13 protein-coding genes and 3 tRNA genes are annotated in these 14,768 nt (G+C 41.4%); 14 read left to right on the top strand and 2 right to left on the bottom strand.

All coding sequences use genetic code 11. From position 1 onward, the window contains the following. The first annotated feature begins 183 nt into the window (after positions 1 to 183). The 11 genes from prmA (at position 184) to FZC40_RS08745 (ending at position 8,987) form a co-directional block, all read left to right on the top strand. Positions 184 to 1,122 (top strand): 50S ribosomal protein L11 methyltransferase, encoded by a 939-nt coding sequence (gene prmA / locus FZC40_RS08695; protein WP_148603511.1) that lies wholly within the window; start codon positions 184 to 186, stop codon positions 1,120 to 1,122. A 1-nt stretch (position 1,123) separates the two neighbouring features. Beyond that, on the top strand, positions 1,124 to 1,885 hold the full coding sequence (locus FZC40_RS08700; protein WP_148603512.1) for an RsmE family RNA methyltransferase: 762 nt from the start codon (positions 1,124 to 1,126) through the stop codon (positions 1,883 to 1,885). Between the two features lies 1 nt (position 1,886). Further along, entirely contained in the window at positions 1,887 to 3,200 is a 1,314-nt protein-coding gene (gene mtaB / locus FZC40_RS08705; RefSeq protein WP_148603513.1) for a tRNA (N(6)-L-threonylcarbamoyladenosine(37)-C(2))-methylthiotransferase MtaB, read from the top strand. Positions 3,201 to 3,214: 14 nt separating this feature from the next. Then, positions 3,215 to 3,559 (top strand): histidine triad nucleotide-binding protein, encoded by a 345-nt coding sequence (locus FZC40_RS08710; protein ID WP_148567597.1) that lies wholly within the window; start codon positions 3,215 to 3,217, stop codon positions 3,557 to 3,559. Between the two features lie 106 nt (positions 3,560 to 3,665). Beyond that, complete coding sequence (gene rpsU, locus FZC40_RS08715) at positions 3,666 to 3,848, top strand: 30S ribosomal protein S21 (protein WP_013379247.1); 183 nt, start codon at positions 3,666 to 3,668, stop codon at positions 3,846 to 3,848. 11 nt (positions 3,849 to 3,859) lie between these two features. Continuing rightward, positions 3,860 to 4,303: a GatB/YqeY domain-containing protein gene (locus tag FZC40_RS08720; RefSeq protein WP_148603514.1), complete on the top strand. Its 444-nt coding sequence runs from the start codon at positions 3,860 to 3,862 to the stop codon at positions 4,301 to 4,303. A gap of 112 nt (positions 4,304 to 4,415) precedes the next feature. Next, on the top strand, positions 4,416 to 6,806 hold the full coding sequence (locus tag FZC40_RS08725; RefSeq protein WP_148603515.1) for a cation-translocating P-type ATPase: 2,391 nt from the start codon (positions 4,416 to 4,418) through the stop codon (positions 6,804 to 6,806). A gap of 364 nt (positions 6,807 to 7,170) precedes the next feature. Further along, positions 7,171 to 7,247 (top strand) — tRNA-Pro (locus tag FZC40_RS08730). A gap of 23 nt (positions 7,248 to 7,270) precedes the next feature. Next, a tRNA-Ile gene (locus FZC40_RS08735) sits at positions 7,271 to 7,347 on the top strand. Between the two features lie 135 nt (positions 7,348 to 7,482). Further along, positions 7,483 to 7,558: transfer RNA gene (locus tag FZC40_RS08740), tRNA-Phe, on the top strand. A gap of 136 nt (positions 7,559 to 7,694) precedes the next feature. Further along, on the top strand, positions 7,695 to 8,987 hold the full coding sequence (locus FZC40_RS08745; protein ID WP_148603516.1) for an amidase domain-containing protein: 1,293 nt from the start codon (positions 7,695 to 7,697) through the stop codon (positions 8,985 to 8,987). 365 nt (positions 8,988 to 9,352) lie between these two features. On the opposite strand, the gene FZC40_RS08750 is transcribed toward FZC40_RS08745, so the two are convergent. Continuing rightward, a complete protein-coding gene (locus FZC40_RS08750) occupies positions 9,353 to 10,681 on the bottom strand; it encodes an ATP-binding protein (RefSeq protein ID WP_148603517.1) in 1,329 nt (442 codons plus the stop codon). A gap of 136 nt (positions 10,682 to 10,817) precedes the next feature. Between FZC40_RS08750 and FZC40_RS17900 the strand changes: the two genes are divergently transcribed. The 3 genes from FZC40_RS17900 (at position 10,818) to FZC40_RS08765 (ending at position 13,807) form a co-directional block, all read left to right on the top strand. After that, positions 10,818 to 12,242: a M23 family metallopeptidase gene (locus FZC40_RS17900; RefSeq protein WP_243135787.1), complete on the top strand. Its 1,425-nt coding sequence runs from the start codon at positions 10,818 to 10,820 to the stop codon at positions 12,240 to 12,242. Positions 12,243 to 12,500: 258 nt separating this feature from the next. After that, positions 12,501 to 13,067: a 2-(3-amino-3-carboxypropyl)histidine synthase gene (locus FZC40_RS08760; RefSeq protein ID WP_148603518.1), complete on the top strand. Its 567-nt coding sequence runs from the start codon at positions 12,501 to 12,503 to the stop codon at positions 13,065 to 13,067. A gap of 62 nt (positions 13,068 to 13,129) precedes the next feature. Beyond that, entirely contained in the window at positions 13,130 to 13,807 is a 678-nt protein-coding gene (locus tag FZC40_RS08765; protein WP_148603519.1) for a regulatory protein RecX, read from the top strand. Between the two features lie 80 nt (positions 13,808 to 13,887). Here FZC40_RS08765 and FZC40_RS08770 read toward each other — a convergent pair whose 3' ends face one another. Next, a complete protein-coding gene (locus FZC40_RS08770) occupies positions 13,888 to 14,736 on the bottom strand; it encodes a pyridoxamine kinase (protein ID WP_148603598.1) in 849 nt (282 codons plus the stop codon). Positions 14,737 to 14,768 lie beyond the last annotated feature (32 nt).

The raw sequence follows: 14,768 nt of genomic DNA on the forward strand, positions 1-14,768 counted from the left end.
GATAATCGCCCCTACAAAACTCTACATCGCTATAAACCAACAAACCGATAAACCAGTAAATGACAAATTAACAAAGAAAAAAAAACATGTTTGATTTGTCGGTGAGATAAGTTATAATGAAAAATTGTCAAAGAGAATGAGATAATGATATAATAAAATATAAATTTAATTGGAGGTAAGGGAATGTTTTGGAAAGAAGTTCAAATCACAACTACATTGGAAGCTGAGGAAGCAGTCGTTAATGCTTTTTATGAAGCCGGGGCTCAGGGCGTAGCGATACAAACGCTTCAAGATGTGCTTTTAATTCAACAAGATCCAAAGGTTAATTTTGTGGATGAATCTCTTTTGGAAATGGATCCGAATGTTTCCATTATACGGGGATATTTCAGCGAAGTTGATGATACAGAGAAGGCTTTGGATCAATTGATTGCTGCGGTTAAGACATTGCCTGCCTGTGGACTTGATCCGGGTGACTGCGAATTGATGATTACTGAAATTGAAGAGGACGATTGGGCTAATTCCTGGAAAAAGTTTTATAAACCGACAAAAGTGGGAAAAAGTATCGTCATCAAACCCACCTGGGAAGAATACGAACCTGAAAAGGACGAAATTGTCATCAATATCGATCCGGGAATGGCGTTTGGCACCGGCACGCATGAAACGACGCAGCTTTGTGCCATTAAACTTGAGGAATATATCAAGCCTGGGGATGTGGTGCTTGACATCGGCTGCGGGACCGGGGTACTGTCTTTAATTGCCGGAAAGCTCAAGGCGAAAAAAGTGGTCGCCGTCGATTTTGATACGCTGGCGGTCCGAATTGCCAGGGAAAATGCTGAACTTAATGATTTAGGCGATATGGTTGAAATTCGGGAAGGAAATCTGCTGGATGTGATCGATGGGGAAGCGGACGTGATCGTGGCCAATATTTTAGCGGCCGCCATTGTGGAGCTGTCCGGCATTATTCGACCCTATTTAAAGGAAAATGGAATTTTTATTTCTTCCGGGATTATCATTGACCGGTTAGTCGATGTGCTGGTGGCTTTAGAAGCGGAAAACTTTAAAATACTCTTTGTCCAGCAGATGGGTGAATGGGTTGGCGTCGTCGCCCAAAAGAGAGACTAGAATGCATCGTTTTTTTGTGAAATCCGACCAAATTTCAGATCAGAAGATTCTCATTGCAGGTGAGGATTTTAAACATATTACAAAGGTATTGCGATTGGCAAAGGATGATCTCATCGAGATTTGTGATGGTCAGGGAACGGACTATCAGGTCGCTTTAGAATCACCGGGGAGTCAGTCCATTTCAGGTATTATCAAGAAAATTTGGGCTTCTCAGGGAGAAACCGCTGATCTTGATGTCACTTTATTTCAGGGGTTGCCCAAGGGAACAAAAATGGAAGTGATCATTCAAAAGAGTGTGGAATTGGGGGTCAGAGAAATCGTTCCCTTTTCTTCGATGCGCTCAATTTCCCAGATCAAAGATAAAAAGGATAAAAAAATCGAACGGTGGCAACGCATCGCTTATGAAGCGGCCAAACAATCCAAACGGGGGATTGTTCCAACGGTAAAAGAACTTCATACCTTAAAGGCAATCCTTAACAAAGTTTCCGATTTTGATTTGCTGCTGTTGGCTTATGAGGATGAAAACAAACAGACGCTAAAAAAAGTGCTGATGCAGTTTGAAGAAGATAATGAATCGCGAAAACGGCTGAAGATCGGCGTCATCATCGGACCGGAAGGCGGATTTGATCCGCTAGAGGTGCTGCACTGCCGGGAGGTCGGAGCTGCGAGTGTTTCGCTGGGGAAACGCATTTTAAGAACGGAAACGGCGGGAATGGTGGTGTTGAGTCAATTGAATTTCTGGAAAGAAGGTGGACAGAGTTAAGATGAATAGTTCTCAAAAAAAAGTAGCCTTTATGACATTGGGATGCAAGGTAAATACCTATGACAGTGAAGCCATGATGGAAATCTTCGAAAGAGCCGACTATGAAATTGTCGATTTTACTGAAATAGCGGACGTGTATGTCATTAACACCTGCACCGTCACTCATTTAGGCGATCAAAAGTCTCGAAAAATGATGCGCCGGGCTAAACGGCTGAATCCAGATGCCATTATTTGTGCAGTGGGTTGTTATGTTCAGGTTGCTCCGGAAGAAGTTGAAAAGATTGAAGAAGTGGATTTGATGATCGGGACGAAAAACAGGATTGATATTCTGTCCTTCATTGACGCCCATCTGAAGGACCAAAATCAGCGTGATTTTGTTTCGGATATCATGAGGGAAAAAGTCTTTGAACCGTTGACGATTTCTGAGGTAAAGGGGAAGACCCGGGCGGTCATAAAAATACAGGAGGGCTGCAATCAGTTTTGCACGTACTGTATTGTGCCTTTCGCCCGGGGACCGGTGCGAAGCCGAATAAAAGAGGATGTCGTCGCTGAAGTGAAACGCGTGGTTGAAATGGGATATCGAGAAGTGGTGCTTTCGGGTATCCATATTGCGTCTTACGGCGTGGATCAGGGAAACACGGACCTGATTGATTTAATCGAGGAGCTTGATAAGATTGACGGTTTAAAACGCATTCGCTTAGGATCCATGGAACCTAAGTTTGTCAACGCATCCCGTTTAAAACGTTTGGCGGTACTTGACAGCTTTTGTCCGCATTTCCATTTATCCCTTCAAAGTGGAAGTGATACAGTGCTAAAACGCATGAGCCGTCATTACACGACTTCGGAGTATCTTGACATTGTCAGTCAGATTCGGGAAGTCTTTCCATTGGCGGCACTTACTACAGATATTATGGTCGGCTTTCCAGGGGAAACTCCAGAAGAGTTTGAGGAGACTTTGGATTTTGCCAGGGCGGTGGGTTTTTATCAAATACACGTATTCAAGTATTCCCGGCGTTTGGGAACAAAGGCGGAAAAATTTGATAATCAGGTGGATGAAACAGTGAAAACCCTTAGAAGTCACATCTTGAGCGAATTGACCAATGAGCTGGAAGAGGCGTTTTTAATAAAAAATGATGGGCAAATCGCGGCGGTTCTTTTTGAGTCGACTCATGATGATAATGGCTATGAAGGACACACCAAAAATTACATTCCCGTGGTGCTTAATACCGATGAAAAAATAAATGGTAAAATTATCGAACTTAGGGTATTATATAGGGATACGCATTCTAATAAATTAACAGGAAATTTTATATAGAAGGAGGAAAATAAATGTCTCAGGATTGTATTTTTTGTAAGATTGTCAATAAAGAATTACCATCTGAAATTGTCTATGAGGATGATTTAATATTGGCTTTTAATGACGTAAATCCTCAAGCTCCGGTTCATGTGATCATTGTTCCCAAAGAACATTTTGATTCGCTTTTATCGGTTCCTGCCGGAAACGACATTATTTCTCATATCCATACTGTTGTCAATCGAATCGTATTGAAATTAGGAATAGCAGATTCAGGATTTCGTCTGGTTATTAATTGTGGTAGGGACGGAAACCAGACGGTTCCCCATCTTCATTATCATTTATTAGGTGGCAGACCATTATTATGGCCGCCCGGTTGAAAAATGATTGACAGAGACCTGGATATTGCATATAATATAGTTTGACTCATACCATGTTAATAGATAGTTCCGGAAATTAGCAACGGATTAGAGGGGGGGGTTGAAAATGTCTGAAGTAAAAATCAAAGAAAACGAAACACTCGAAAGTGCATTGCGACGTTTTAAAAGAAAAACAGCAATGGCTGGGGTAATGTCTGAAATTCGCAAAAGAGAGCATTATGAAAAGCCAAGCGTAAAGCGAAAACGAAAATCAGAAGCAGCTAGAAAAAGAAAGATGAAAAAAAGATAGGATGTGACTATTTGGCATTAAAGGATCAATTACAAGCTGATTTAAAAACAGCAATGAAAGAAAAAGACAAGGTAAGAAAGTCCACGATTACGTTGATTCGCGCTGCTGTTTTGCAGGTGGAGAAAGATGAAAAAGTGGAGCTTACGGATGAACAAATCTTGGAAATTATTGCAAAACAACTTAAACAACGTCGGGATAGCCTGACTGAGTTTGAGAAAGCTAAAAGAGACGATTTAATCCAGCAGGCTCATGAAGAAATTAAAGTAATCACGAGCTACCTTCCTACACAATTAACGATTGATGAAATCAGAGTTATTGTGAATGAAACAATTCAAGAAACCGGAGCAATTGACGCAAAAGACATGGGTAAAATTATGGGTGCTCTGATGCCGAAGATAAAAGGTCGTGCGGACGGGAAACTTGTTAATCAAGTTGTCAGAGAAAGTCTGATATAATAAAATAAACACAAAGAGGGTTGTCCGTTGGACAGGCCTCTTTTTTGTTATATAATTCTTTAAGATTACGATGATATAATCCTCCCCAGAGAATAAACAACTGGAGGATTTAATGGAAAACAACATCAACCCTGAAATTGGTCTTACCCAAGCCCAGGTGGACGAAAGGTTAACTGCGGGAATGGTTAATATTCAACCCAAATCTAAAACGAAAACCATCAGCAGAATCATTAGAGACAACACATTGACGTTATTTAATCTGCTTAATGTTGTGTTGGCTTTAATGATTATTTTTGTTGGGTCTTTTCAAAATCTTCTTTTCATTAATATCGTCATTATTAATACAATCATCGGCATTGTTCAGGAAATTAGAGCAAAAAGAACCATCGATAAGTTATCGCTTATTTCTCAGCCTCATGTGACCGTTATCCGCGATGGCAATCGCCAGGATATTGTCTTTGAAAGCATTGTATTGGATGATGTGCTGGTCTTAAAAGCCGGAAAGCAGATACCCTCGGATTCCCGAGTGATCGATGGCGCGTTGGAGGTTAACGAATCTTTATTAACGGGTGAATCGGAATCGGTCATAAAACACACTGGGGATGAGCTTTTATCCGGCAGCTTTGTTGTTTCAGGAGAAGCAACCGTTCAGGTGATGCGGATTGGTTTGGATAATTATGCGACAAAACTGGTTGAGGCCGTCAAGGTAACCAAAAAGCCAAATTCGGAAATCATGAAAGCCCTGGGTTTTATTATGAAGGCGGTGGGAATTCTAATTGTGCCAATTGGGCTTTTGCTTTTATATGTGCAAATTATTGGCAGGGGGATGACAATTGAAGCAGGCGTTGTGGCGACCGTGGCGGCATTAATTGGGATGATTCCGGCAGGGCTGGTATTGCTGACCAGTGTGGCACTGGCGGCTGGCGTGGTCCGATTAGGGCATTTTAAGACCTTAGTGCAGGAACTATATTGCATTGAAACGCTGGCTAGGGTGGATATCCTGTGTCTGGATAAAACCGGGACCATCACAGAAGGCAATATGGAAGTGCTGTCGCTTGAAACCATCGATAATGTAAAGAATCCGGTTCAGGCCCTCCGAGCTTTGGTTGCCAATCTTAAAGATGAAAATACCACGAATAAGGCCTTATGTGAGAGTTTCAAAGGCGAAGCGCCAAAGTGGAAGTGTGAAAAAACGATTCCGTTTTCGTCAGAGCGTAAATGGAGCGGCGCCTATTTCAGCGATGAGGGTTCATTCGTGATTGGTGCTCCGGAATTTGTTTTAGGCCGTCGATACCCGGAAATCCAGGACAAGGTTGAGGGCTATGCCAGCGAAGGAAGCCGTGTCCTGATATTAGGGTATGCAGCTGATCCTTTTGGTGAAGATGGCAGTTTGCCTGATAATATTGTGACCCTTGCGCTGATTCCGATGGGGGATAAGATTCGTCATGATGCGAAAAAAACGCTGGAGTTTTTTAGAAACCAGGGGGTGACCATAAAGGTTATTTCCGGTGATAATCCGCTGACGGTTTCTCAGGTGGCCCGAAGGGCCGGCCTCTGGGATGCGGATAACTATATTGATACGTCAAAACTTAAAACAGATGAAGCCGTTAAGGCGGCGGCGCTATCCTATTCGGTTTTTGGCCGGGTGACACCGAAGCAAAAACAGCTTTTGATTCAAGCTCTTAAAGAAGCGGATCATACGGTGGCGATGACCGGGGATGGCGTGAACGATGTGCTGGCCTTAAGGGAAGCGGATTGCAGTATTGCCATGGCGGAAGGGAGCGATGCGGTGCGTCAGGTTTCGCAACTGGTATTGCTGGATTCGAACTTTGCAAGCTTTACCCGAGTGTTAATGGAAGGTCGCCGAGTGATCAACAATATCACTAGAGCTGCGTCACTTTTTTTAGTTAAAACCATGTTTTCATTAATGTTGGCAATTATTGTTATTATTGCCAACGGCGCTTATCCTTTTGCCCCGATTCAGCTGACCTTAATCAGTGCTCTGACCATTGGTGTACCATCGGTTTTTTTGGCATTGGAGCCAAATAAGAATCGGGTAACGGGAAAGTTTCTTGATACGGTTTTTAAAAAATCTCTGCCTGGGGCATTGACGGTGGTCTTCAATGTGGTGATGATCATGGTCATCGGATCGCATATATCGCTTAATTATGAGGAAATATCAACTTTGGCGGTGATCGTAACGGGCGTGATTGGCTTTGTCATACTTTTCAGAGTGTGCCAACCCATGGACAATAAACGTTGGGGATTATTTTTCACCATGATGGTGTCTTTTGTAGCCTGCATACTTTTTTTCGAGGACTTTTTTTTCCTGCTACCAATTCAAGGGTTTACACTGGGTATGCTGATTATTTTAGGAAGCACTATTTTAGATATTTATCCTTTGATTAAATTTTTCAGTTGGAGTGCTGTAAAAATTGAAGACGGTATTGATCGGTGGGAAAACAGCAAAAAAATGACGAAACCAACGGCATTGGAAAAATAGTAACGGACGATTTCTGCTGGCACGCAGCCAGACTCTCTATAAATCTAATTTAAGTCTTGCCGAAACTTCATGTACACAACCATACTGTAGGGGCGATCCATGATCGCCCGTTGACGTTTGCATAAAAGATCCACGGTATCGGGCGATTAAGAATCGCCCCTACAGGCGTAAAAAAGGCAACGCCTCATTTGAGATTTGTCTGCCTAAAAATAGTTTGATAATTTAAAAAAAAAGCTTGCATTTGCATATTAAAACGTGCTATACTTAGCAAGTCGTCAAAGATAAGAAAAATAATTCGAACAAGGAATCATTTAACTGTCCTTGACAAAACACAAAAAAACATTTATAATAAATAACGTTGTATCGAGGTGTAGCGCAGTTTGGTAGCGCACCTGGTTTGGGACCAGGGGGCCGGAGGTTCGAATCCTCTCACCTCGACCATTTTTTTTTAAAATGCTATTTTGGGGCCTTTAGCTCAGTTGGTTAGAGCAACCGGCTCATAACCGGTAGGTCCGGGGTTCGAGCCCCTGAAGGCCCACCATATTTTTATGCCCAAATAGGATAAATGGTCGGTATAAGTAGAGAACCCAAATCTTTGATTTGGTGTGAATCACTTAGTTAGGCAAAGTTGCTTTTTAACAAACATATGAAGACAAAAATAAATTAAGTTGTATATGCCCAAATAGCTCAGTCGGTAGAGCAGAGGACTGAAAATCCTCGTGTCGGTGGTTCAATTCCGCCTTTGGGCACCACTTTTCAAATAACAGCGTAGGCTGTTTTTTTATTTTTTGAAAAAAAATAAATTTAATAATATTTTCGGGATTCGTTCACAAAAAAAACACATTACTGTTGTACAATTGTTACAAATAGTCGAAAGGGTGCGAATTGATGAGAAAAAGAGTTAAAAGGAAAAAACGTAAGAGGATTGTCATTGGCCTTGTTCTGATAACATTGGCGACAATGGGGTTTGCCTGTGTTGGAGTTTTTGCAAATTCATCGGGGATAATGAATAGTTCGATTGCGGCTTTAGGTAATAATGCATCCGATGAAGATACTCGGGTGGTAAAAGTACGGGAAGGCGGAAAGACAATTGATCAGGCGATGCTGACGCCGATTAAAAAGTATTTTGAAACAACCTTTGCGGCAACCGCTGATTTGAAAACAACCGATATTACCGATTTGTTTTCTGATCCATCCAGTGAAAATGCCCAGATTAACCAAAGTGCCCTGAATTATATCATTAATTTAAGACTTAATCAGAGTAATGATTTAAAGATGACAAATTATGAGTGTGGTATAACCATCTCAGAAATAAACAATAATGCCGGAGAGATTGAAGTGGTTGTCACCGAAGATCATACTGTAAATTTTGCTTTCATTCCTGACGTTGATTCGTCAAGCAGCGGAATAAAACACACCTTTTACTTAAAAAAAGTTGGAAATAGTTATGTAATTACGGAGCATTATAAAGATGAAGACAGTTTTACTATGATCCAGGAAGCTGTCGAAGCTGGCACGGGCGATCCGGAAGCAGTAGCTGATCAGCTGCTAAGCGAATCTTTAGCTAATGTGGAGGAATTATCATCGGAAAAGAAAGCTTATAATTCCGGCGCAGCGGAATCTCAGGAAGCGGCTGTGGACAATAAGTATGACGCGGCGGCGGCAGTGAAATATGCGATGGCATGGGTCGATCCGAAAAAAGTGATACGTAATGAGAATAAATACAGTGCATATGACGAATATGGCGGGAATTGCAATAATTATATTTCGCAATGCCTGTTTGCCGGGGGGATACCCATGGACTACATCGGTGATGTTGACACCCAATGGAAATGGTACGGGGAAACGATTGATCTGGATGAAACAGATTCGGGCCGGAGTCCGGCCTGGACAGGTGTTGAAGAATTTTATACCTATGCTAGTGAAAATACCGGATATGGATTAGAAGCCATTGTTGACGATAACGTCTTTAGCGGATCGGCTGGTGATATTTTACAGTATGGTCAGGATGATGAGTGGCTTCATTCAGTTATCATTACAAAGGTCATTAAAGATAGCAATGGAAATATGCTGGATTATCTGATTAATTCAAATACCACGGATCGAATAAATTATCCGGCTAGTGCCTATGGTTATTCAGATCTCCGCTTAATCAAAATCGAGGGTTGGAATGAAAACTGATAGTTGATTTAACGAATAAAATATAAAGGCCGATTAGTTTATCTGGTGAGATGTTTTATTAAAAAACATTTCACGATAAATAAATAATCGGCCTTTATTAATGTCTCTTCATCAATAGGATAAAGCACGATGCTGTGTCGTGAGAGTGGTTTGCATCGTGTCAAGGTCTGTACTTTGAAATGGTCAAATGCATTTTGCTGTAGGCACGATCCATGATCGCCCGAAAACGCTGGTTTTCAATAAAAACGCCTGCGGGCGATCATGGATCGCCCCTACAAAAATAATTATAGTTTAGGATTCGTAAAGCGGTTTCTATTTTTATCATAACCGATTCGCCCCATCGAAATTAAATAATATTTGAGGTTTTAGCTAGCTGTTTCTTTTTGAAACTGCTTTTGTTCAGCAAATAAATAATGAACCAGCTGCTCGGCTGTTCGACCAGAAGTATTGATATGACGTGCTCCCCAGGCGATGGCTCGAGAATCGAGCTCTTCAGGAGTCATGTTTAATCCCATTGATTGAGCTAAATCATGGACAATGGCCAGATATTCTTTTTGATTTGGAGTGGAATAGGTTAGAATTAAACCAAATCGACTGCTGAGCGATAGTTTTTCTTCCAGAACTTCCCGGGCGTTGACGGCGTCCTGGCGTTCGCTGAATCGTTCCTCGACTAAATGACGTCGATTGGAGGTGGCATAAATCCGCACATTGTTTGGATTTTGTTCAAGGGAACCTTCCAGAACGCCCTTGAGTATTTTATAATCCTGGTCTCTTGTTTCAAAGGTGAGATCATCAATAAAAAGGATAAAAGGATAAGGACGATGTTCAAGCTGCTTGAAAAGCTGTGGAATCAGACCCAGCTGATCGCGCTTAATTTCAATCATTCTAAGCCGGGTATCTGAAAAAATATCGAGCAACGCTCGAACGGTTGATGATTTTCCGGTCCCCATGCTTCCTTGCAACAAAACATTAAGTCCCTGATTATAATCGATTAAGGCTTGAGTGTTTTGAATGATTTCCTGCTTTTGAAAAGTATTGCCGACTAAATCATCCATCGTTTGCGTACTTTCATTGATAATGGGAAGAATCTGTCCCTGGCTATTTAGTTTGAAAGAGGAATGATTTAAGAATATTCCAAAACCGTGTTTGTAAATATATTCGCTTAATGTTTTAAGAAATTGTTCCGGATCGTTTTTTCGAATGGCAGCATTGAAAGATGCTTCATCTGTGGATAGCGGAAAAATCGCTTTTGAAAAAATATTTTCGGTAAGGATATCATTTTCCTTGATTAATGCATCCCAGGAAAAATTTAACATTTGTAACAAAATCGCGACATCGTCAAGCATGCTTTCAAAAAAGGGATGGTTCTTTGTTAACAACTGCGATTCACAAAAAAGAGTGAAAGGGTTTTCGTCATCAAAAAAGTGTCTGAGAATCATGTATTGCCAAAGTGAATCACCAACAGGGTGAGTGGGTTTGCTAGGCTTCTTTTCCATCGCTCCCTTAATAAGGAGTGAATTTAGTTGGTAGTAAGCATCCCAAAACTCCTGCGAAGGGCTGGAATTAAGATTCTTTTCAGATTCAGTTAATACGTTTAAAAAACTTTTTATAATGGGTGTATCATTAATATTTCTAAAAAAAACTAGCCGCAGTGGGCTGGTACTGGTAAAAGGTTCATTCATAATATTATTCATTGGTCACCGTCCTGTTTATATTTTTACAAGAATTATACCATAAATTAAAATGCAATACAAAATTCAACAAAGAACTTGTAAAATTTAAGTTGACATGGTATCATTCTTGTAAAGAAATTGTAACAAGGAGAATGGCATGGGGAAAACTCAGAATATTTTTAAAAAAATTAGCAAGCTTTTAAAGAAGTACCGATTTAATCAGGCGACGCAAAAAGTAGAAAGAGATGAATTTCGAGATGAATTTTTAGAGACAAATCATGTCAATCACAAAAAAAATATGAACAGTAAAAAGAAGAAGACCTTTAGAATGAGAGGCTCAGCGGTTGTAGTCAGTGTTTTTTTAATGTTGGCAGGTGCAGGAGTTGTTGATGCACAAACCCGAGCTTATGAAATTTTATATAATGGTAACAGCATTGGTTATGTTGACAGTCCGGCGGTTTTAGAAACGGCACTCAACAGTATTGGCGAAGCTAACAGTGGCAATAGCGATGTAAATCTTGGTGATTATGAAATACGGGTAGCCCGATTTGTTGATTGTATGACAACCGAAGAAATTGCACAGGCAATTGCGGGAACAAAAACGAATAAGACTGTACAGGTTGCTCAATCGGTAAATTACAATCAAACACCAGTTAATCAGGCGGCTGAAACTCCGGTAGCTGAAACTCTGGCCGTGGAAGCACCAACCGTGGAAACACCGGCTGTGGTAGCCCCGACAGCCGAAACAGCGACAGTGGCAGTTGCGGCAGCCGAAACCCCAGCAGTGGTAGCCCCGGCAACAGAAACCCCAGCAGTGGTAGCACCGGTAACAGAAACCCCGATCGTGGAAAGAAAGTCGGCTGAAATTTCAGTAGCAGAAGTTACCCCGGCAGAAGAAATCTCGGTAGTGGAAACACCTACCGTGAAGACTCCAGCAGCTGAAACCCCAGCAGTGGTAGCCCCGGCAGCAGAAACTCCGACCGTGGAAACCCCAGCAGTAGAAACCCCAGCAGTAGAAACCCCGGCAGTGGAAACCCCGGCAGTGGAAACACCGGCAGTGGAAACCCCGGCAGTGGAAACCCCGGCAGTGGAAACCCCGGCAGTGGAAACCCCAGTTGTGGAAACCCCAGCAGTGGAAACACCGGCAGCAGAAACCCCAGCAGTCGTGACGCCGCAAGCACAATTTGTTCTTCCAGCCTGTGGTCGGGTGGGAGAAATTTTCAGAGATTATGACAGCGGATACTACAGCAATCATAATAATGGCGCAGCGGTTGATATATTAAACAGTGAAGGGACTTCAGTTCATGCAGCTGCATCCGGAACAGTTACTCTGGCAGGTTGGTATGGCGGATACGGAAATTGTGTCATGATCGACCACGGCAATGGTTATTCAACCCTTTACGGACACTTTAGCACTTTAAATGTTGTTGCAGGTCAGACCGTCTCTCAGGGGCAAATTATTGGCAGTATGGGATCGACAGGATCATCGACAGCCAATCATGTTCACTTTGAAATCCTACTCAATAATGTTGCTCAGCCAATCAATAACTTCTTCAATATCAGTACCGGAGATAACGTATAACAAAGTGATATGTTAACATAGACATACCGACCAATTGTTAATCAGTTGTATGCGCACGATTCATACAGGCTATGCCTGTTCGCCGTGAGGCACACAACATGATGTAACAATTGTCGGTATTATATCTAGTGAATCTAATTTATAAAAAAAGATGTCTTTAAAATGGCATCTTTTTTTTGTAAATAAAACGTTGATTATCTTTCTAAAATATGTTATTATGTAACAAATGTGTAACGATTAACAACATGAGGTAAAGATATGAATGATATTGTAAAGGCAGAACGTGAAAAACGAAGAAAAAAACGGCTTCGCAAAAAACGACAAAGTACCATTGTGACGATAACACTTTTGGTTATAATAGCATCAGTTGGGGTCGTAAATGCGCAGACACAAGGTTATCAAGTATTCTATCATGGCGAAAGTCTTGGTTATGTACAAACAGCCAGTGTCTTTGAATCGGCAGTGGACCGTATTCAGAATAGCTTGGGTGAGTCCTATAACAGCAAGAATATCCTTCTTGGCGATGGCTTTAAGCTTGTTCCAGCGAGACTGGATAATCCCATGGATTTTGATGCCTGGGTCCAGGTCTTGAGTAATAAAGGAATTGAGCTTTATGTAAAAGGAACGGTGGTTGAGTTTAATGGTCAGGAAGTCGGTACAATGACATCATCAGATGAAGCTCAGCGTGTGATTGAAACTTTTCAGAGTTTATACACGGTTGACTCAAGCAAAAACGGATTTAATTGTATCGAAAAAACGGTGCTGCTTTCTGAAACAAAAGATTTCGCAACCATGCTGAAAAGCATAAAAGCATTGAAAAAATAAATAAATATAAAACCAGAGAAACACGCTTTGCGTGTTTCTCTGGTTTTAAGGAGAACGCGGTAATGAGTACGCAAACAGAAAAAGCCATGGATTTGGCGGTTAACTACTTGTCATATAAATCCCGGACCTGCTTTGAAATGGTGACCTATCTTAAGAAAAAAAATATTGAGGATTCTGTAATCGATCATGTCATGGGAAAACTCCGGGAGTATCGTTATGTGGATGATGAAATTTATCTTAAAAATTATCTGGAAAACAATCGTCAACTGACCTATTATGGCACCAAGCGAATACGTCAGGATCTTAGAAAACGCGGCATCAGTGATGAGTTATTGCTCACCTTAGCGGATCTTTATCCAGAAGATGCCGAGTATCGATGCTGTTTGATGGTGGCTACGAAAAATCTGAAGCTTTTAAAAGGAAAAACAGTTTTACAGAAGCGAAAAAAAATATACGATAAACTGGCCCGGATGGGATATCCGATGGATATGACAATCGACGTGATTAAAGAACTGGATTTAGAAGAAGAACCGATCGTGTTATCTGAAGAAGAAATTGAATTCGAAGAAAAAAAGATCCGGGAAAAATTAAGTCGCGATTATGAAAAATATGAGCGACAACATAAAAAAAAGGGCTTCCTCGGTAGAGATTTGGAAAATCGGATCATTAAGAGCTTGATGGGTCGAAAATATCCCTATGAAATGATAAGAGCAAAACTCGATCAGATGAAAGAAGACTAACCAATAAAGGCCAACATTTATCAGAATGATAATGTTGGCCTTTATTATGGAAATTTATAACGTTTCCGGGACTTTTGTTTTTATAGTCCTAATCGTTTGATCAGATAGGGGAGCGCTCTTTCAAAGCAAACACCGTATCGTTTTTCCTGGTTGAGTGCGACGGTTTTGATGATACATTCTCGGGTATAATCAACAGCGATTTGGAGCGAATCTTTTAGGCTGAAATCATTTAAGATGCCGGCTAACAGGGTGCTGCCAAAAATATCGCCGGTGCCGTGAAAATTATCGTGGATACGTTCGTTAAAAGCGTAGTCAAAGGTGTTGGCTTCGGAGTCGTAGGCAACCGCCCCAAGTTTTGTATCCGTAAAGGAAATGCCGGTTAAGACCACTTTTTTCGAACCCAGCTGAGAAAGACTGACCAATAAATTTTCGACATAGGATTGATTATAGCTTTCGCCAACGTAAGGTTCTTCTAAAAGAAAGGCCGCCTCGGTGAGGTTTGGAACAATGATGTCGGCTTTGGCGCAAAGCCGGGTCATCCCTTGTGCCATTTCTTTGGAGTAGATGGAATACAGCTCACCATTGTCGCCCATCACCGGGTCGACCAGAGTGAGGGTGTTGTCGGTTTGAAAGGTGTCAAAAAGGCTGCCAACCAAATCAATTTGCTCATAGGATCCTAAAAATCCGCTGTATAATGCATCAAATTTCAAATTGAGAGATTCCCAGTGATTGGCAATCGGCGTGATATCTGCAGTTAAATCGCGGTAGGTGAAATGCTCGAAACCGCCGGTATGGGTTGATAAAACAGCTGTTGGCAAAATACTGGTGTCAAACCCAGCTGCTGATAAAATCGGCAGGGCAACCGTCAGGGAGCATCTCCCAACACATGAAATATCATGAATGGCGGCGACTCGTTTTTGTTTTTCTATCATTAAATTCTCCTTGCTATGAATTATCTTCT

The organism is Acetobacterium tundrae (assembly GCF_008086615.1).
Taxonomy (GTDB): domain Bacteria; phylum Bacillota; class Clostridia; order Eubacteriales; family Eubacteriaceae; genus Acetobacterium; species Acetobacterium tundrae.

What these genes read in the sequence shown, in the direction of transcription:
- prmA (WP_148603511.1), top strand. Translation starts at nt 184, where the DNA reads ATGTTTTGGAAAGAAGTTCAAATCACAACTACATTGGAAGCTGAGGAA.
- FZC40_RS08700 (WP_148603512.1), top strand. Translation starts at nt 1,124, where the DNA reads ATGCATCGTTTTTTTGTGAAATCCGACCAAATTTCAGATCAGAAGATT.
- mtaB (WP_148603513.1), top strand. Translation starts at nt 1,887, where the DNA reads ATGAATAGTTCTCAAAAAAAAGTAGCCTTTATGACATTGGGATGCAAG.
- FZC40_RS08710 (WP_148567597.1), top strand. Translation starts at nt 3,215, where the DNA reads ATGTCTCAGGATTGTATTTTTTGTAAGATTGTCAATAAAGAATTACCA.
- rpsU (WP_013379247.1), top strand. Translation starts at nt 3,666, where the DNA reads ATGTCTGAAGTAAAAATCAAAGAAAACGAAACACTCGAAAGTGCATTG.
- FZC40_RS08725 (WP_148603515.1), top strand. Translation starts at nt 4,416, where the DNA reads ATGGAAAACAACATCAACCCTGAAATTGGTCTTACCCAAGCCCAGGTG.
- FZC40_RS08745 (WP_148603516.1), top strand. Translation starts at nt 7,695, where the DNA reads ATGAGAAAAAGAGTTAAAAGGAAAAAACGTAAGAGGATTGTCATTGGC.
- FZC40_RS08750 (WP_148603517.1), bottom strand. Translation starts at nt 10,681, where the DNA reads ATGAATAATATTATGAATGAACCTTTTACCAGTACCAGCCCACTGCGG.
- FZC40_RS17900 (WP_243135787.1), top strand. Translation starts at nt 10,818, where the DNA reads ATGGGGAAAACTCAGAATATTTTTAAAAAAATTAGCAAGCTTTTAAAG.
- FZC40_RS08760 (WP_148603518.1), top strand. Translation starts at nt 12,501, where the DNA reads ATGAATGATATTGTAAAGGCAGAACGTGAAAAACGAAGAAAAAAACGG.
- FZC40_RS08765 (WP_148603519.1), top strand. Translation starts at nt 13,130, where the DNA reads ATGAGTACGCAAACAGAAAAAGCCATGGATTTGGCGGTTAACTACTTG.